Raw genomic sequence first — 18,220 nt, forward strand, 5'->3', positions numbered from 1 at the left:
CGTGGACGTGGCGTGGGGGTGCACAGACATGTTGGGATTGCCGAAAAGAGCGGGTAGTGAACCGAATGTAAGGTGCGGCAGGTCGGCGGAGCTGTACGTCCCGGTGCGCCAGGCCCAGGGAGACCCTGTGCCCGATCGCAGTTTGGGGGCAGGCCTACAATCCCGGCCAGCGCCGTCGGCCGGCCGCCTGCCCCAAGGCAGCCCTCGCTCGCCGGCGGCTTTGCATGTCGACCCTTTTCGAACCAGGAGTTTCCGTGTTCATTTCTTCCGCCTACGCCCAAGCCGCCCCCGCCCCTGCCCCCGCCGCAGGGGGTGACATGATGTCTTCCCTCACCGGGATGCTGCCTCTGGTGCTCATGTTCGTGGTGCTGTACTTCGTCATGATCCGCCCCCAAATGAAGCGCCAGAAGGAGCACAAGGCCATGATCGAGGCCCTGGCCAAGGGTGACGAAATCGTCACTGCCGGTGGCGTGGCCGGCAAGATCTCCAAGTTGGGCGACAGCTACATCGGCCTCGAAGTGGCCGATGGCGTCGAGATCCAGCTCCAGCGCAGCGCCATCAGCCAAGTCCTGCCCAAGGGCACACTCAAGTAAGGCCCGCCGGCGCTCACGGGGCCGGTGCCCCGCGTCCGCCGCGTGTCCTGGCCGCCGCGCCGCTTTCCCCGCGCCGCCCGGCTCCGCTTCCTCGGCCCAACGCATTTGCCACCATGAACCGTTACCCCCTCTGGAAGTACCTGATCCTGGTGGTCGCCCTGCTGGTGGGCGCCCTCTACACGCTGCCCAATTTCTTCGGTGAGGCGCCGGCTGTCCAGGTCTCGGCTGGCAAGGCCACCACCCGGGTCGACACTACCACCCTGGCGCGTGTCGAGCAGGCCCTGGCCCAGGCCGGCCTCAAGCCCCACTCGATCGCGCTGGAAGGTGTCTCGGTCCGGGCGCGCATGAACAGCACCGACGACCAGCTCAAGGCCAAGGACGCCATCCAGCGCGCCCTGGTGCCTGACCCGGCCAATGCGCCCTATGTGGTCGCCCTTAACCTGATCCCGGCCTCACCGGCCTGGCTGTCGGCCATTCATGCGGCGCCCATGTACCTGGGCCTGGACCTGCGCGGCGGCGTGCACTTCATGCTCCAGGTCGACATGCAGGCCGCGCTCACCAAGCGGGCTGAGTCCTACGCTGGCGATTTGCGCACCCAGCTGCGTGAAGCCAACATCCGCCATGCCGGCATCACCCGTAACGGCCAGTCTGTCGAGGTGCGCTTCCGCGAGGCGGCGGTGATGGAGCAGGCGCTCAAGCTCGTGGCCACCCAGTTCCCCGACCTGGCCACCACCAGCGGCCCGGACGGCGCCGACTACCGCATCAGCGCCACCATCAAGGCCGAGGCGGGCCGCAAGGTGCAAGAGCAGGCGCTCAAGCAGAACATCACCACCTTGCACAACCGGATCAACGAGCTGGGCGTGGCCGAGCCGGTGATCCAGCAGCAGGGCCTCGACCGCATCGTGGTGCAGTTGCCGGGTGTGCAGGACACCGCCAAGGCCAAGGACATCCTGGGTCGCACCGCCACGCTGGAAATGCGCATGGTCGACGACAGCGCCGAGGCCCGCGCCGCCGAGCAGGGCAGCGGCCCGGTGCCCTTTGGCGCCGAGCGCTATTTCGAGCGGGATGGCCGCGCGGTCATCGTCAAGAAGCAGGTCATCCTCTCCGGCGACAGCCTGACCGATGCCCAGCCGGGCTTCGACTCGCAGACACAGCAGCCCAAGGTCGACCTCACCGTTGACGCCAAGGGCGGCCGCATCATGCGCGACACCAGCCGCGAGAACATCCGCAAGCGCATGGCCATCTTGCTGTTCGAGAAGGGCAGGGGCGAGGTGCTCACCGCACCGGTGATCCAGGGCGAGCTGGGCAACCGCTTCCAGATCTCCGGTTCGATGAGCGTGACCGAGGCCAACGACCTGGCTTTGCTGCTGCGCGCCGGTTCGCTGGCCGCGCCGATGGAGATCATCGAGGAGCTGACCATCGGCCCCAGCTTGGGTGCCGAGAACATCGCCAAGGGCTTCAACAGCGTCATTTGGGGCTTTGCCGCCATCGTCGCCTTCATGGCGATCTACTACATGCTGTTTGGCCTGTTCTCCGGCTTGGCGCTCGCGGTCAACTTGCTGCTGCTGGTGGCCATTTTGTCCATGCTGCAGGCGACGCTGACCCTGCCAGGCATGGCCGCGATGGCCCTGGCCCTGGGCATGGCGATCGACGCCAACGTGCTGATCAACGAGCGGGTGCGAGAAGAGCTGCGTCTGGGCGCTGCGCCGCAGGTGGCCATCCACGCCGGCTACGACCGCGCATGGGCCACCATCTTGGACTCCAACATCACCACCCTGATCGCCGGCCTGGCCCTGCTTGCCTTCGGCTCGGGCCCGGTGCGCGGCTTTGCGGTGGTGCACTGCATCGGCATCCTGACCTCGATGTTCTCGGCGGTGTTCTTCTCGCGTGGCCTGGTCAACCTTTGGTACGGCCGGCAGAAGAAGCTCAAGTCGGTGTCCATCGGCACCGTCTGGCGGCCCGAGGGTGACGCCGTGGCCAAGAAGGGATAAATCATGGAATTCTTTAAGATCCGGCGCGACATCCCCTTCATGCGCCATGCGGTGGTGTTCAACGTCATCTCTTTCGTCACCTTCGCCCTGGCGGTGTTCTTCCTGGTGACGCGTGGCCTGCACCTGTCGGTGGAATTCACCGGCGGTACGGTGATGCAGGTGCAGTACCCGCAGGCGGCCGAGGTCGAGCGAATTCGCCAGTCTGTCTCCAGCCTCGGCTTTGCCGAGGTGCAGGTGCAGAACTTTGGCACTGCGCGTGACGTGATGATTCGCCTGCCCGCGCAAAAAGGCGTGAGCTCGGCCCAGCAGAGTGATCAGGTGATGGCCACGCTCAAGGCCGCCGAACCGCAGGTATTGCTCAAGCGCGCGGAATTCGTCGGCCCCTCGGTCGGTGAAGAACTGGCGGCCGACGGTCTCAAGGCCCTGGCCATGGTGGTCGTGGGCATCATGGTGTATTTGGCCTTGCGCTTTGAGTGGAAGTTCGCGGTCGCAGCGATCGTCGCCAACTTGCACGACGTGGTCATCATCCTGGGCTTCTTCGCCTTCTTCCAGTGGGAGTTCTCACTGGCGGTGCTGGCGGCGGTGCTGGCCATTTTGGGTTATTCGGTCAACGAGTCGGTGGTGATCTTCGACCGGATCCGCGAGAACTTCCGCCGCTACCGCAAGATGGACACGGTGGAGATCATCGACAACGCGATCACCTCCACCATCAGCCGCACCATCATCACCCACGGTTCGACCCAGATCATGGTGTTGTCCATGTTGCTGTTTGGCGGCGCGACGCTGCACTACTTTGCGCTGGCCCTGACCATTGGCATCCTGTTCGGCATTTACTCCTCGGTGTTCGTGGCGGCTGCCATCGCGATGTGGCTGGGTATCAAGCGCGAGGATTTGATCAAGGCCGCGCCGCGCAAGGACGGGGACCCTGGGGATCCGAACGCCGGCGCGGTGGTGTGAGGCAAGCGCCCACGCGTTGATCAGGTTTCGATCAAGCCCCAAAGTAAAAATGGCCGCGTGAGCGGCCATTTTTGCTTTGAGCTTCTTGAACGCGTCAAGGGCTCATCCGAGTGTGCTGGCGCGATGTCCTTGAAGGGGGCTTAGTGCGCCACGCGGTGTTCCGTGTCGTCGCACAACTCGTCGAGCACCAAGGCGTCGGGCTCGGTGCCGAAGCTCCAATAGACCATGAGCACAATGAGCTTGAGCTCGTCGAGCGAGACCGGGTCTCCGGGCGCCGCCATCGCGCGGTCGATGGCGATCTCGCGCATGTGCGGTGGCAACACGCCAGCCGACTCGAGAAAGCTGATGAACCCCAGGCATTGCGCGCCCAGGTGGTCTTGCTCGGCGACCGAGTACACCCGCAAGCTGTGCGGCGACTGGTGCTGGGTGGGGGCGGTATCCCGTGCGCTCAAGCCAGTGGCCGAGGCCGACAGCGGTGAGGACGGGGTGTGCGCAGTGGGTGCAGAGGAGGGATCGAGGCGGATCGCCTGCGCCGCGCTGTTGAGGCCATCGAGCCAGACCAGCGCGTCGTGGATTTCCTCGGGTTCGAAGCCATGGGCGCTGAGCTTGCGACCGAGCTGTTGCAACTCGGGGCAGGCATCGCCTCGCCAGTAGTTTTCGTACACGAACACCAGCACTTCAAACATGTCCTCAATATAGCCCAGAAGTGGCGGCTGTAGGTCCTGCCCTACGCAGATGTTGCAATTCCCCGCAGGGCTCCGAGCGGGCCTGTCCTTCGGTGGGCGTCCTGCTGACCTGCCCTGGTGCTGTCTCAGTCGCGCCCCAGCCTTTGAAACAGGCCCCCTGGCAGCCGGCTCAGCTGACCCTCGAGCTCAAGCGCCAGCAGCCGCGCCTGTAGCCAGGCCGCGGGTTGGCCGGTACGTGTCAGCAGCGCGTCGAGCCCGACCGCCTCCCAGCCCAGGGCAAGGAGCACGGGGTCACTTGCTAGGGGTTCGGGTTGTGGCCGTGATCTGGGTCGTGCTGCTGTACGGGCCGGTGTCTGCGGCACGACCCAGCCCAGCTCCTCCAGCACATCCTGTGCGGTCTCCACCAGCTTGGCGCCTTGGCGGATCAGGGCGTGGCAGCCGCGGGACTGCGGTGCGTGGATGGAGCCTGGGATGGCGAAGACCTCGCGCCCCAGCTCGGCGGCCAGCCGGGCGGTGATCAGCGAGCCCGACTGCGGCGCTGCCTCCACGACCAGGGTGCCTCGGCTCATCGCCGCGATGATCCGGTTGCGGCGGGGGAAGTTTTCTCGCAACGGCGGAGTGCCCAGCGGAAACTCGGCCAGCAGCAGCCCCTGCTGGCCGATGCGTTGCGCGAGGCCCTCATGGTGCGAGGGGTAGATGCGGTCGAGGCCGGTGCCGACCACTGCCACTGTGGCCAGTGGGGCCGATTGCGGCTCTGTCGCGTCTTCTGGTGGGCGTTCGCTCGTGGCGCCAACGCCGGAGGATGGGCCGCATGTTGCGCGGGATGCCGCGCCCGCGATCGCGCCTTCATGGGCTGCGCCATCAATGCCCAGCGCCAGGCCCGAGACCACCGTCCAGCCTTGTGCGGCCAGGTGGTGTGAAAAGGCCCGCGCATTGGCCACGCCTTGGGGCGTGGCGTTGCGGCTGCCGACCACCGCCAATGTGGGCGGCCAGACCAGCGGGCCGCTGGCCAAGGGGAGGCCCTGGGCGTAGAGCAGCAGGGGCGGGTCCTCTGCGTCCAGCAGGGCCGGTGGGTAGTCGGTGTCGGCCAAGGTGATGACCCGCCGGGTCCGGCCCCGAGGCGTGACCCCTTCATCCAGCCAGGTTTGCGTGGCTGCCACCAAGGCGTCCAGGCCCGCAGGGGGACGCCGCAGGGCCCCTAACTGGCTCGGGCTGAGCGGGCCCGCCTCGCCTGCCAGCGCGGCGGACGAGGCCTCGAACACCTGCTGTGGCAGACCGAAAGCTGCGAGCAGGCGGCGCTGCTTGGCCGGGCCGAGCCCCGGGGTCAGGAGCAGCCGCAGCCAGGCGGCTAGATCCTCACCGCTCATACCCTCGTGGTCGATATCGTCGTGGTCCATGTCCCCCTCGCGTATGTCCGCACCATAGGGGGCAGTGGGGGGCCGCGCCTGCCATTTGGCGGACGGTCTGGTGCGGACAGCCTCAGGTGCAGAGCACAGGCGCTGATTCGAAGAGCCGGCCGCAGCGGCCCTGCGGTTGCGGCCGGCGGATAGGTCCGCCCGGGCCTTAACGCGGCGGTGCCAGCCGGTCGCCGACTTTCACGCCTTGCCGTGTCTCTAGCACCAGCGCGTAGGCCACATGATCGAAGGCGCGGAACACCATCAGCAGGCCGTTGCGCTCCTCGGGCAGCGCAATGACCTGCGGTTTGCCCTGCGCGTCCCGGTCGGTGATGCGCCGGCCTTCCTGGAGGATGGCCAGCACATGGCCACTGGCCAAGCCGTCGGCAGCGCCCTTGTTGAGCGCCACGACCTGGTTCTGGCCGACGGTGCTCACGGCGTCGCCATAGACCGCCAGCACCAGACCCCCAGAGATGGGGGCCTCGGGTGCGCGCGGCGCGTAGCTCACGAACTGGCGCGGGGGCATGGGCAGCAACTGGTCGCCGGCGCGCAGCTCCTGGCGGGCGCTGAGGATGTCCACCGAGGCCGGAACCGGTGGACTGGCCTGCGCGGCCTCTTCGCGGACCAGACGGGCGCGGCCCACCATTTGCACTTCCACCCCCAGTGACTGGCCGCTGATCGGGTCGCGCAGGTTGCGTGCGCCGCGCACCACCACCCAGTCCCGACCCGTGCCTGCGTCATTCCCTTCGCGCTCTGGCATGACCATGGGCGCGCTGGCTGGGCCGCGTGCGTAGGCCCTGTCGCCGCGGGTGAGAAGCACCCGACTGTCGCCGGCCCCCACGAGGCGTGGTGCCTGGGCCAGTTGCGCCTCGGAGACCACCAGGGGCTCGGCCAGGAAGGGTTCGATCAGGCCCGGGCGCAGGGTGGGCAGGGCCAGGTCGGGCAGGGCCTCACTGCGGGTCCGGGGCTCGAGCTTGACCGTGGGCGGTTCGCCCGCGGCGGCGCCCTCGCGGCCCGCCATGCGCAGGCGGGCACGGCCTCCCTCGCGGACCAGCTCCAGTTGCTGGCCCGGGTAAATGAGGTGCGGGTTGCCCACCTCCTGCATGTTCATGCCCCACAACTGCGGCCAACGCCACGGGCTCTGGAGGTACAGGCCTGCGATCGACCACAAGGTGTCGCCCCGCTTGACCACGTAGACCTCGGGCGCACCGGCCCGCAGGTCGGCCAGCGGGACCCCGGCCTCGCCGGCCTGCTGCGCCGCTGCCCGCTGGGCCGGGGTGACGGGCCAGCCCCCGCGGGGGCTGCTCGCCTGGGCCAGGGCTATTTGCGACACGCTGCCCCCCAGCAAGAGGAGGGCGGCCTGCAGGGTTCGAACGCGTAAGAAAGTATGTGCCATGAGCGGATTTTGCTGCCTCTCGGCCGCGAGGGCAACGGCCCGTGCTCGCGCCGGCGTCGATGGCGCCCGACCTGGGAGACAATGGTGGGTCGTTTGCGAGTCCTGACATGGCCCTGCTCCCCATTCTTGTCTATCCCGACCCCCGCCTTCACACCGTCGCCCAACCAGTGGCCCAGGTGGACGATGCCTTGCGCCGTTTGGTGGCCGACATGCTCGAGACCATGTACGACGCCGGCGGCATTGGCTTGGCTGCCACCCAGGTTGACCACCACCTGCGCCTGGTGGTGATCGACGTCTCCGAGGATCGCGACCAGCCGATGACCCTCATCAACCCCGAAATCGTTTGGGCCAGCGAGAGCAAAAAGCTCAACGAAGAGGGTTGCCTCTCGGTGCCCGGCATCTACGACGGCGTCGAGCGGTCGACCGCGGTCAAGGTCCGCGCGCAGGACGACCAGGGCCAGGAGCGTGTGATCGAGGCCGACGGCCTGCTGGCGGTCTGCATCCAGCACGAGATGGACCATCTCAAGGGCAAGGTTTTCGTCGAGTACCTCTCCCTCCTCAAACGCACCCGCATCCAGACCAAGCTCGCCAAGGCGCGGCGCGAAGCGCTGCGCACCTGAGACCCGGTGGATTCAGCCTCCAAGACGGTGAGTCCTTACGCGCACCCCTGCGTCAGGCTGCGTGTCGCCTTTGCCGGCACACCCGAATTCGCGCGTGTGGCCATGGCGCGCATCCACGCTGCGGGCTGCCACATCCCTCTGGTCTTGACCCAGCCCGATCGGCCCGCCGGCCGGGGCATGAAGCTGCAGGCCTCGCCGGTCAAGCAGTTCGCGCTCGATCAGGCGCTGGTCGTCGCGCAGCCGCGTAGCCTTCGGCTGGACGGCAAGTACCCCGAGGAGGCCCAGGCCGCACGGGCGGCGCTCGAGGCTGCCCGGCCCGACGTGCTGGTGGTGGCCGCCTACGGTCTCATCTTGCCCGCCTGGGTGCTGCAGCTGCCCCGCCTGGGTTGTCTCAATATCCACGCCTCGCTCCTGCCCCGCTGGCGCGGCGCCGCGCCGATTCATCGCGCCATCGAGGCCGGCGACGCCGAGACGGGCGTGGTCATCATGCAGATGGACGAGGGCCTGGACACCGGCGACATGCTGCTCACGGGCCGCCTGCCGATCACGTCTGAGGACACCACCGCGACCCTGCACGACCAACTGGCCGCGCTGGGCGGCGATCTGGTGCTCCAGGCGCTGGATCTCGCCGCCCAGGGGCAGCTCGCACCCGTGCAGCAGCCGGCTGCGGGCGTGACCTATGCGCACAAGATCGAGAAGGCCGAGGCCAGCATCGACTGGTCGCTACCCGCCGAGGTGATCGCTCGCCGGGTGCGTGCCTTCGATCCCTTTCCCGGGGCCAGCAGCGTGATGGGGGCCGAGGTGGTGAAGGTCTGGCGCGCTCAGGCTCTGGACGCACAGGCGCCCGATGCAGTGCCGGGCCAGGTGATGGCGGCCGATGGCGAGGGCGTGCGTATTGCCTGCGGGCACGGACAACTGCTCGCGACCGAGTTACAGCGCGCCGGCGGCAAGCGCCTGACCGCCGCGGACTTCCTGCGCGGTTTTGCACTCGTCTCCGGGCAGCGCCTGGGCACGGCTGGCTGAAACCGTCACACCATGGCCCCGCGCCTCTTTGACATTGCACATCCCGAATTCCGCGTGGGCATGCGGGCCATGGCGCCGCAGATGCCGGGGCTGGCGGCCTGGGGCCTGATGACTGGGGTGGCCATGGTCAAGTCGGGCTTGTCCCTGCCCGAGGTCCTGGCCATGGCGCTGCTGGTCTACGCGGGCAGCGCCCAGTTGGCAGCCCTGCCCCTGCTGGTGGCCGGCGCGCCGCCCTGGGTGGTGCTGGCTACCGGCTTTTGCGTCAACCTGCGCTTCGTGGTTTTCAGCCTGCACCTACGCCAGTACCTGATGCACCTGCCCCTGGCCCGGCGGCTGTTTTTTGGCTACCTCACGGTGGACATGTCTTACGTGTTGCTCACCCAGCGCCGACCGGAGCCTGCGAGCGATGACGCGGGGCGGCGCGCCCAGGAGGCTTTTCTGGGCGGTGCCAACGCGCTGGGTTGGGTCTGCTGGATGACGCCCTCGCTGGCAGGCATCGCGCTGGCCAATGCCATCCCCACCCATTGGGGCCTGGGCTTTGCCGGCATCCTGGCTCTCGTGGGCATCCTTTGCTCGCTGGCTAACCAGTGGCTGCGGGTGCTGGCTGGCGCGGTCGCCGCCGCCACCGCAGTGGCGGCTTACGCCCTGCCCCTGCGCATCAACATCGTGGTGGCGATCGGTGTCGCAGTGGCCGCTTGCCTGCTGATCGAGCGTCTGCCGCCGCCGCGCAAGGCCGCCCCATGATCGACGCACTGTTGGCGGGCACAGACCTGTGGACCTTGGCGACCCTCCTGGGTCTGGGGGCGGTGACCGTGCTCACGCGCTGCTTCTTTTTCATTTCGAGCCAGCCCTGGAAGCTGCCAGCCTGGGTTGCCCGCGGGCTGCAGTACGCACCCGTGGCAGCCCTGGCGGCGGTGGTTCTCCCGGAGGTGGTGATGAGTCAGGGCTACCTGGTGCCCACCTGGCAGGACGCGCGCATCTTCGGCGCTGCCGCCGGCGCCGCGGCTTATTTCCTGGCCCGACGCAGCACCTTGGCGACCATCGTCGTGGGCATGGCGGTCTACCTGCCGCTGCACTTGGGCCTGGGCTGGTAGCCCGAGGCTGCCACGGTCGGGCAGGACGCGCAGGGGTACGACCTGTGCCTGCCTAGAATCAAGGGCTGCCCCGGGGATTGCCGGGGCCTTCTCTCACCCTCACCCCATGAACATCCTCCGCTTCTCCGACCTTTGCGCCCAGGGCCAGGCCCGTGGCCAACGGGTCTTCATCCGCGCCGACCTCAACGTGCCGCAGGACGATGCCGGCCACATCACCGAAGACACCCGCATCCGCGCCTCGCTGCCCTGCATTCGCATGGCCCTCGACGCTGGCGCGGCGGTGATGGTCACCTCCCACCTGGGCCGCCCCACCGAGGGCGAGTTCAAGCCCGAAGACTCGCTGGCCCCGGTGGCCGCGCGCCTGTCAGAGCTGCTCGGACGCGAGGTGCCGCTGCGGTCCGACTGGGTTGACGGCGTTCAGGTGGCCCCTGGACAGGTGGTGCTGCTGGAAAACTGCCGGGTGAACAAGGGCGAGAAGAAGAACAACCCCGAATTGGCGCAGAAGCTGGCCGCCCTGTGCGACATCTTCGTCCACGACGCCTTCGGCACCGCGCACCGGGCCGAGGCTTCCACCTACGGTATTGCCCAGTACGCCAAGATCGCTTGCGCCGGCCCGCTGCTGTCCGCCGAGATCGACGCCATCTCCCAGGCGCTGGCCAACCCGAAGCGCCCCCTCGCTGCCATCGTGGCCGGCTCCAAGGTGTCGACCAAGCTCACCATCCTCAAGTCGCTGGCGGCCAACGTCGACCAGCTGATCGTCGGCGGCGGCATCGCCAACACTTTCATGCTGGCCGCCGGCCTGAACATCGGCAAGTCGCTCGCCGAGCCCGACTTGCTCGCTGAAGCCAAAGCGGTCATCGAGGCGATGAAGGCCCGCGGCGCCGAGGTGCCGATCCCCACCGACGTGGTGGTGGCCAAGACCATTGCGGCTGATGCGCAGGCCACCGTGAAACCCGCCACCGAGGTGGCGGACGACGACCTGATCCTCGACATCGGCCCGCAGACTGCGGCCCGTCTGGCGGCGCAACTCAAGGCCGCCGGCACCATTGTCTGGAATGGCCCGGTGGGCGTTTTTGAATTCGAGGCCTTCTCCCACGGCACCGAAACCATCGCCCGTGCCATCGCCGAATCGAGCGCCTTCAGCATCGCTGGCGGTGGCGACACCCTGGCGGCGATCGCCAAGTACGGCATCGAGAAGGAGGTGGGCTACATCTCCACCGGCGGCGGCGCTTTCCTGGAGATCCTCGAGGGCAAGCAGCTGCCGGCGTTCGAGATTCTGGAGAAGCGCGCGAAGGGCTGAATTAAGCGACCGCTGCCGCGAACGTTGCGTACAAGTCGCCTGGAAGCGGATGCCTGAGTTGCCAGGTCACCTGCATCGGCATGTCCGATTGATGTGACACGTAGGTGGCTGCGCCTAGGAAAAAGAAGCTGCGGTCGTCCTCATTCAGCCGCGCGAAGATCATGACGCCGCTGCCCCGATCCTGGTGTAGGCGGTAACGTGTCCCTGTCGGATCCGAAGCCTTGGTCCGCGACTGACTTTCCCAGTGCAGTAGGTTGCGGCTGATCGCGTAGTCACGATACCGGGTGGTCGGTGAGAAACGCTTGCCAGTTTTATCGAAGGTGACCAGGAAAACATCACAGTTTTCCCCTTGCATCCATTTCACGCCCTCTCGCCAGACGGGCGCACGAGCCTTGTCTCCGTCCCCGAAGGCCGACTGGATTTCGACGCGTGAATAGCGAGCATGGACGGTGAGCGGAACCTCGGGCCGTTCGATGAGTGCTTTGCCCAAATGGCTGACGCGAGATTGGAGTGCCTCCATGAGCTCCCTCAATTCCTGAAGAACGAGCGGCTGTTGCCAGAGCGATTGCACGGCTTCCTTGAATGAGGTCTGGGGCGTTGTCACCTGGGACATGAGCGCCGTGACCAACATACGGAGCAAACGCTGCTCACGTACCGAGAGCTCGTCTACGGCCGGTGCAGTCGTACGCCTGGCCAACTGAAGGTAGCCGTCCAGTCGCAGCGTATCGTCCACATGCAGGACCCGCGATATTGCGCGGCGAAGGCCAGCCTCAAACTCGCCCGATGCGGGCGGGGCTAGTCCTGCGTCGGTGAGGAGGTCAGTCCAGCATTTATTCCCGCTGTACAGGTCTTCAAGCTCCAGGCCCGTCTCTTCGAGAAATTCCACAAGCCCTACAGGCCGGCCGCCCTGACACATCTCGCGCAATTGCCCGACCTTCTGGTCCCAGCGCTGCGGCAATGACGACTTGATGCTTTCCAGCACCCGATCCTGGGCAACCCGGTCGAACTCCAAGTGGCAGCCAGCAGGAAGGAAGGGGAAGCCTGCTTCAACCTGCTCCTTCAAGCTGGCGCGGTTGCCACCGACCAATGCACGCAGCCGGTTGTCTAGACGGAACTCGCGGCGGTGATGTCCGATGAAATCGATGACTATGCAGGTTGACTTTCCAGGGTGTCGACGCAATCCCCGGCCGAACTGCTGAAGGAACAATGTCGCGCTGTCTGTCGGTCTGAGCATGAGTAGTGTGTCCACGCTCGGTACATCGACGCCCTCATTAAAAAGGTCGACGGAGAACAGCACGTTTATCGCGCCGGCAGCCAGTTGTCGTAGTGCCTGCTGGCGGAGGTCTGCAGGCGTGTCCCCCCAGATGGCCACGCTGCGGATCCCCAGTGATTGGAAAACCCGCGCCATGAACCGTGCGTGGTCGACGCTCACGCAGAACCCCAGAGCGCGAATGCTGCCGATGTCATCCACTTTTTCAGAAAGCGCCTGGGCGACCTTGCGGGCCCAGGCGTCGTCTGCGGTCATGATTTTCGAAAGTTCGCTGACCTCGTAACCACGCCCTCGCCGCCAAGGAATTTCGCGATAGTCCAGTGAGTCAGCGAGGCCGTAATACGTGAAGGGTACGAGTCGGTGCTGGTCGATGGCATCCCATAATCGCAATTCCGCCGCGATTCGGCCGCCAAACCAGTGCAGCAGAGGCAAGCCATCGGCGCGCTCGGGGGTGGCGGTGAGACCCAGCAACTCGGTGGGCTGCAGATGGGAAATCAGCGCACGATACGTGGCTGCCTCCGCATGGTGGAACTCGTCGATGACCACGATGTCGAAATGCGCCGCGTCAAGTTTGGAAATCCTACTCCGGCTCAGGCTCTGAATGGAAGCGAAGACGTGATCAAAGGCCTGCGGTCGCTGCCCATCGACCCAAAGCTCCCCGAAGGACGCGTCGCGCAAGGCATGACGGAACGTAGCTAGCGTTTGCTCGAGGATTTCCTTTCTGTGGGCGACGAATAACAGCCTGGCCCTCGGCAGGCGCTGCCGAAGTCCGGCGTAATCGAGGGCAGCCATGACGGTCTTTCCTGTGCCTGTCGCAGACACTAGAAGGTTGCGATGGTGCCCTTGTTGTCGCGAGAGTTCGATCTGTTCGAGCAAGCGCTCCTGAAACGGTTCCGGGCGCAGTTCGACTGGCGACATCATTAATGCCGGTGATCCGCGTCGACCCGCTTGTATAGCGGCCTGGAATTGACCTGGATCGAATTCGATGAAATCCCCCGAATGCCAGTAGCTGTCGAATACGGCAGCCACCTTATCGAGTACGTGCGGATTGCGCGCCTCGGAAAATCGGACATTCCATTCGAGGCCGGTAACCTGGGCCGAATGAGTTAGGTTGGACGAACCCACGTAGGCAGTGGAGAAGCCCGAGTTACGCTGGAACAGCCATGCCTTGGCATGCAGGCGTGTCATGCCTTCGTCGTACGAAACCCGTACCTGTGCGCCAAGTTCTTGGAGACGCGACAGCGCGCTGGACTGTGTCGAGCCCGTATACGTGGTGGTCAAAACGCGCAAGGGGCGGCCTGCCTCGCAATGCCTTCGCAAGGCGCCAAGCAGCGGTTGGATGCCACTGAGGCGAATAAATGCCATGATCAAATCGATGCGGTCAGCCGACCCTATTTCCGTCAGCACCTGCTGCCCCACTCGGGGATCACCCGGTGCGTTGGTCATTAGCGCCGTGTCCAACAAGGGAATCAGCGGCTCCGGGATGGCTTCTGGCATACCGTCGGGCCCGGTGCCCAACAGTGCGGTCAGAATTTTGGCGGAGTTATCGGGTTCGCCGTCTGCCAGTGATGCCAGCGTGGACTCGGCGATGCGCTTGACCAGTTCGGACGTGAGCTTGATGCCGAGGCCCACCCGCTCGTCCTCCTTCATCGATGAGATTCCCTTCTCAAGGACCCGTGTCAGGTGCAGAGCCAGTCGGTCGGCCGCTTCGGCCGGATGCAAGGGCGCGGTCTCCGCGCGCCCCTCGGCAAGGAGGTGCCCGATTTCCCCGACCATTGCAGGTGTCAGGAGGCTGAGGTATCGGCCTTTTGGCAAATGCGTCATTGGCGCGTTTGATGTTGTGGGATCACGGTCCCTTGCCTCCCTCCGGCAGCCCCACCAAGATCCGCTGCAGCGCGACGTTGATGAAGTAGTTGCTGCGACCCACCCGCAGCTTGTCGACGAAGCCAGCGGCAGCCAGCGCGTCGAGGTACTTGGTCGCGGTCAGCCGCGACACACCCAGATCCGCCTGCACGAACTCGATCTTTGTATAGGGGTGCGTGAACAGGTTGTTGATCAGGTCCTGGCTGTAGAACTTGTGCGCAGACCGAATTCGGTGCTTGTAGTCCATCAGCGCCGATCGGATGGCACCGATGGTGATGACCGCCTGCCGGGCGGTCGTCTCAACGGCCTCTAGCATGTAAAGCACCCAGTCCTCCCACGCGTCATGCTCCCGAACTGCCTGCAGCAGCTCGTAGTAGCGGCTTTTGGTGCGGACGATGTGCTGGCTGAGATAGAGCACAGGTATGTCGAGCAGACCGGACTTCACCAGATACAGCACGTTCAAGATTCGGCCTGTCCGGCCGTTGCCGTCGTAGAAAGGATGGATGCTCTCGAATTGATGGTGCACGAGCGCCATCTTGATCAAGGGGTCCGCGTCGAAAAGCGTCTCCTCGTTGATGAAGCGCTCCAAGTCTCGCATCAGCCGTTCAATCTCTGCGACATCTTGGGGTGGGGTGTACACCACCCGCCCTGCTGCATCCTGGAGCGTGGTGCCAGGCAGTTTGCGAAAGCCGGCCTGATTGCGCTCCAGCGCCATCTGGATATCCACGATGTTTCGGACTGTCAGAAGGCCGGTTGACCGCACCTGCTCGTAGCCCACCTGCAATGCTTGCCGGTACCGCAAGACCTCCTTGGCCGCTGCGCTCGCGGCTCCGTCCGGTCGGGCTTCGTCCCTGAACAGTTCGTCATGGGTGGTGACGATGTTCTCGATTTCGGAGCTGTCCTTGGCCTCCTGCATGCCCAGGGTGTTGATCAAAATGCCCTGATTGGGAATCGTCGCGGCCACTCCCTTGAGCTCGGCTAACTGGCGGCTGCTGCTAGCAAGTCGTTTGAGGATTTCTGGCGTCTCAAAACGCCGAGTACTCAGTTGATGGAGGGCGTGCAGCACGGGTAACGTGTATAAATTTTCTTAAATTCTATGCGTTTCGGATGAGATGTGTCTAGAAAGCAGGCTTATTTCAGTAGTATCGCGAATCGAGCCGAGGCGCTCGCCTCCAGCCCCAGCTCGTCGTGGTGTGCTCGGCCAGACAAAAAGGGGCCTGTAGGCCCCCTTTTCTCGTGCGCGTGACGGCCTTAGCTCAGGCCGCCGTCGGCAGCGCCACCGGCGTGCTGGTGGGCCTTCCCGAATAGTCCGTCCAGCAGCGCTGGGCGAAATCGTACAGCTTGCAGCTGCGCGCGGTGCCGAAGTACCAGCGCCAGGAGAAGGGCTGGATCACGATGCGCCCGGGCAACAGCTCCTCGAGCTTGCCTTGGGCCTGTTGCAGCCGGTAGAGCGGAATGCTCATGTCCACGTGGTGGGCGGTGTGCTCCATGATGTGGTGCATCAGCGCGCCGATGCGCCAGGGGAAGGTGAGGTGCACGGTGGTCGAGACGAAGGGCTGCGCCTTCTGCCAGGCGGCGCGGTCGTCGTGCCAGGATACCTTCACATGGGTGTGGTGCACATAGACCACGAAGCCGATCATCGAGCACCAGAACATGTAGGGGATGACCATTCCCATGAGCAGCATCAGCCACACCGGCTGCTCGGTCAGGACGGCAGCGGCCACCAGGGCGCCGGACCAAGCCAGGCCGAAGGCGGCGACCAGCAGGTTGTCCCACAGAAAGATGTTGCGGCGCGAGGGCATTTGGCCCGTGCTGGGGAAGAACATCTTTTTCCACCAGATTTCGATCAGGTAGTACAGCCCCGGGGCCCAGCCGCTGCGGTAGGCGCGGTCGAGCCAGCGCTGCACGGGTGAGAGGGCCTGGTACTCGGCCCGAGTCAGGGGCGCCCAGACGAAGTCCACGCCCTTGAGATTGGTAAAGCCGTGGTGCACCACGTTGTGGCCGGCATCCCACAAGCTGTAGGGGGTGAGCGAGGGCAGGAAGGCGATGCGGCCCAGCCACTTGTTGAGGCGGCGGTGCGGGGTCAGGCTCTGGTGGCAGGCGTCATGGCCGATGATGAACAGCCGCCCGGTGACGAAACCCGCGGTGAGGCCGCAGGCCAGTTTGGCCCAGGCGCTGGCCAGGCCCACCACGCCGGCCATGGCCGCTGACAGCAGACCGAAGTCCAGCAGCAGCAGCACGAAGGCGCGCAGTGTCGTCCGGGTGGACAACGGGACCAGCCACTCTCGGATGGTTTTTCGGTGGGGCAGTGGGGCCTCAGGGGCCAGGGGTTGCGGCTGGGGCGCGGTCATGTCAACTTGAATGCAATGGAGCAGGTGGCAACATAGCAAGGCGGCCATCCGGGGATTGGGCCCCGCCTTGGTCGCCGGGCCGCACTGGTGCGAAGGCGCGTCCAGTGCAGGCTCACTGGGAGATATTGTCGCCCATCTTGCCCGCCCGGCCCGCCCTGAGGGGCATACCCCTTTCGCTGACTGCCCAGCCCGCGTGTGAGAATGCCCGGTCGGAGACAAAACACCATGAGCGCACCTGCCATCCCCACCACCCGCCGGTCCACCAAAATCGTCGCCACCCTGGGCCCCGCCTCCAGCGACCCACAGCTGCTCGAGCAGATGATCCGCGCCGGCGTCAACGTCGTGCGCCTGAACTTCAGCCACGGACAGGCCCAGGACCATATCGACCGTGCCCGTCTGGTGCGCGAGGCTGCCCAGCGTGCCGGCCGTGAGGTGGCGATCATGGCCGACCTGCAGGGCCCCAAGATCCGGGTGGGCAAGTTCGCCGAGGGCAAGGTCATGCTCGAGCCCGGCATGAAGTTCGTGTTGGACGCCGCCCGCACCGGACCTGGCGACCTGCAGGGCGTGGGCCTGGACTACAAGGAACTGCCGCGGGATGTGAAGCCGGGCGACACCCTCCTCCTCAATGACGGCCTGATCGTGCTCACCGTTGACCGGGTTCAGGGCGAGCAGGTGCACACCACCGTCAAGCTCGGCGGGGAGCTGTCCAACAACAAGGGCATCAACAAGAAGGGTGGCGGCCTGACCGCGCCGGCCCTGACCGCCAAGGACATGGAGGACATCCGTACCGCGATGAGCTTCCAGGCCGACTATGTGGCGGTGAGCTTTCCCAAAAACGCCACCGACATGGAAATGGCCCGCCAGCTGTGCAACGTGGCGGCCGCCGAATACCGGCACAAGCCCGGCCTCATCGCCAAGATTGAGCGGGCCGAGGCCATTCCCCACCTGGAAGCCATTCTCGAGGCCAGCGACGGCATCATGGTGGCCCGTGGCGACCTCGCGGTGGAGGTGGGCAACGCGGCGGTGCCAGCCCTGCAAAAGCGCATGATCCGTCTGGCCCGTCAGCACCACAAGGTGGCGATCACCGCCACGCAAATGATGGAGTCCATGATCACCAACCCGGTGCCCACCCGTGCCGAGGTGAGTGACGTGGCCAACGCGGTGCTCGACGGCACCGACGCGGTGATGCTCAGCGCCGAGACCGCAGCGGGCAAGTACCCGCTGGAGACGGTGATCGAAATGGCTTCCATCTGCGCCTCGGCCGAGATTGCCGAGGACGTGAGCCTGGACGCGGACTTCACTGGCATGCGCTTCGGGCGCATCGACCAATCCATCGCCATGGGCGCGCTGTTCACCGCCCACCACCTGGGCTGCAAGGCGATCGTGGCCCTCACCGACACCGGCTCGACCGCGCTGTGGATGTCGCGCTACCGCATCCATATTCCGATTTACGCGCTCACCCCCAAGCTGTCCACCCAGCGCAAGATGGCGCTGTTTCGTAACGTGCGCCCGCTGCTGGTGGACGACGCCACCCAGCGCGAGCGCGCGCTGGCCGCTGCCGAGGAGCACCTGAAGATGCGGGGCATCGTGACCAGCGGCGACATCTACGCGATCACCTGCGGCGACGCGATGGGGGTGCCCGGCGGCACCAACATGCTCAAGATCTGTCGGGCGTCCTGAGG

The 18,220-nt window shown here is 65.8% G+C and carries 15 protein-coding genes; 9 read left to right on the forward strand and 6 right to left on the reverse strand.

All coding sequences use genetic code 11. The annotated features are described in order from the left end of the window. Window positions 1-254 precede the first annotated feature (254 nt). The 3 genes from yajC (at window position 255) to secF (ending at window position 3,541) form a co-directional block, all read left to right on the forward strand. A complete protein-coding gene (yajC, locus tag QE494_RS16805; RefSeq protein ID WP_300045233.1) occupies window positions 255-593 on the forward strand; it encodes a preprotein translocase subunit YajC in 339 nt (112 codons plus the stop codon). A 113-nt stretch (window positions 594-706) separates the two neighbouring features. Further along, window positions 707-2,584, forward strand: coding sequence for a protein translocase subunit SecD (secD, locus tag QE494_RS16810; protein ID WP_300045235.1), 1,878 nt, complete (start codon window positions 707-709; stop codon window positions 2,582-2,584). Window positions 2,585-2,587: 3 nt separating this feature from the next. Continuing rightward, window positions 2,588-3,541, forward strand: a complete 954-nt coding sequence (gene secF, locus QE494_RS16815; protein ID WP_300045237.1) for a protein translocase subunit SecF — start codon at window positions 2,588-2,590, stop codon at window positions 3,539-3,541. Between the two features lie 140 nt (window positions 3,542-3,681). Here the strand turns inward: secF and QE494_RS16820 are convergent, their stop codons facing one another. From QE494_RS16820 to QE494_RS16830, 3 genes are all read right to left on the reverse strand, one after another. Then, entirely contained in the window at window positions 3,682-4,227 is a 546-nt protein-coding gene (locus QE494_RS16820; RefSeq protein WP_300045239.1) for a DUF494 family protein, read from the reverse strand. A gap of 125 nt (window positions 4,228-4,352) precedes the next feature. Next, a complete protein-coding gene (locus QE494_RS16825; protein WP_300045288.1) occupies window positions 4,353-5,594 on the reverse strand; it encodes a DNA-processing protein DprA in 1,242 nt (413 codons plus the stop codon). A gap of 196 nt (window positions 5,595-5,790) precedes the next feature. Then, window positions 5,791-7,017, reverse strand: coding sequence for a LysM peptidoglycan-binding domain-containing protein (locus tag QE494_RS16830; RefSeq protein WP_300045241.1), 1,227 nt, complete (start codon window positions 7,015-7,017; stop codon window positions 5,791-5,793). A 107-nt stretch (window positions 7,018-7,124) separates the two neighbouring features. Between QE494_RS16830 and def the strand changes: the two genes are divergently transcribed. From def to QE494_RS16855, 5 genes are all read left to right on the forward strand, one after another. Further along, entirely contained in the window at window positions 7,125-7,637 is a 513-nt protein-coding gene (gene def / locus QE494_RS16835) for a peptide deformylase (RefSeq protein WP_300045243.1), read from the forward strand. Window positions 7,638-7,694: 57 nt separating this feature from the next. Continuing rightward, on the forward strand, window positions 7,695-8,660 hold the full coding sequence (gene fmt, locus QE494_RS16840; protein WP_300045290.1) for a methionyl-tRNA formyltransferase: 966 nt from the start codon (window positions 7,695-7,697) through the stop codon (window positions 8,658-8,660). A 12-nt stretch (window positions 8,661-8,672) separates the two neighbouring features. After that, window positions 8,673-9,404 (forward strand): AzlC family ABC transporter permease, encoded by a 732-nt coding sequence (locus QE494_RS16845; protein WP_300045245.1) that lies wholly within the window; start codon window positions 8,673-8,675, stop codon window positions 9,402-9,404. Window positions 9,405-9,415: 11 nt separating this feature from the next. After that, the gene (locus QE494_RS16850; RefSeq protein WP_300045292.1) at window positions 9,416-9,754 is read left to right on the forward strand and encodes an AzlD domain-containing protein; all 339 of its coding nucleotides are present in this window, start codon (window positions 9,416-9,418) and stop codon (window positions 9,752-9,754) included. Window positions 9,755-9,860: 106 nt separating this feature from the next. Continuing rightward, a complete protein-coding gene (locus tag QE494_RS16855; RefSeq protein ID WP_300045247.1) occupies window positions 9,861-11,054 on the forward strand; it encodes a phosphoglycerate kinase in 1,194 nt (397 codons plus the stop codon). Window position 11,055: 1 nt separating this feature from the next. Here QE494_RS16855 and QE494_RS16860 read toward each other — a convergent pair whose 3' ends face one another. From QE494_RS16860 to QE494_RS16870, 3 genes are all read right to left on the reverse strand, one after another. Further along, window positions 11,056-14,148 (reverse strand): DUF3427 domain-containing protein, encoded by a 3,093-nt coding sequence (locus QE494_RS16860; protein WP_300045249.1) that lies wholly within the window; start codon window positions 14,146-14,148, stop codon window positions 11,056-11,058. 22 nt (window positions 14,149-14,170) lie between these two features. Beyond that, the gene (locus QE494_RS16865) at window positions 14,171-15,253 is read right to left on the reverse strand and encodes a Fic family protein (protein ID WP_300045251.1); all 1,083 of its coding nucleotides are present in this window, start codon (window positions 15,251-15,253) and stop codon (window positions 14,171-14,173) included. 190 nt (window positions 15,254-15,443) lie between these two features. Further along, the gene (locus QE494_RS16870) at window positions 15,444-16,538 is read right to left on the reverse strand and encodes a fatty acid desaturase (RefSeq protein WP_300045253.1); all 1,095 of its coding nucleotides are present in this window, start codon (window positions 16,536-16,538) and stop codon (window positions 15,444-15,446) included. A 225-nt stretch (window positions 16,539-16,763) separates the two neighbouring features. Between QE494_RS16870 and pyk the strand changes: the two genes are divergently transcribed. Next, window positions 16,764-18,218: a pyruvate kinase gene (gene pyk / locus QE494_RS16875; protein ID WP_300045255.1), complete on the forward strand. Its 1,455-nt coding sequence runs from the start codon at window positions 16,764-16,766 to the stop codon at window positions 18,216-18,218. Window positions 18,219-18,220 lie beyond the last annotated feature (2 nt).

It is taken from the genome of Ramlibacter sp., from assembly GCF_029866045.1.
GTDB lineage: Bacteria > Pseudomonadota > Gammaproteobacteria > Burkholderiales > Burkholderiaceae_C > Ramlibacter.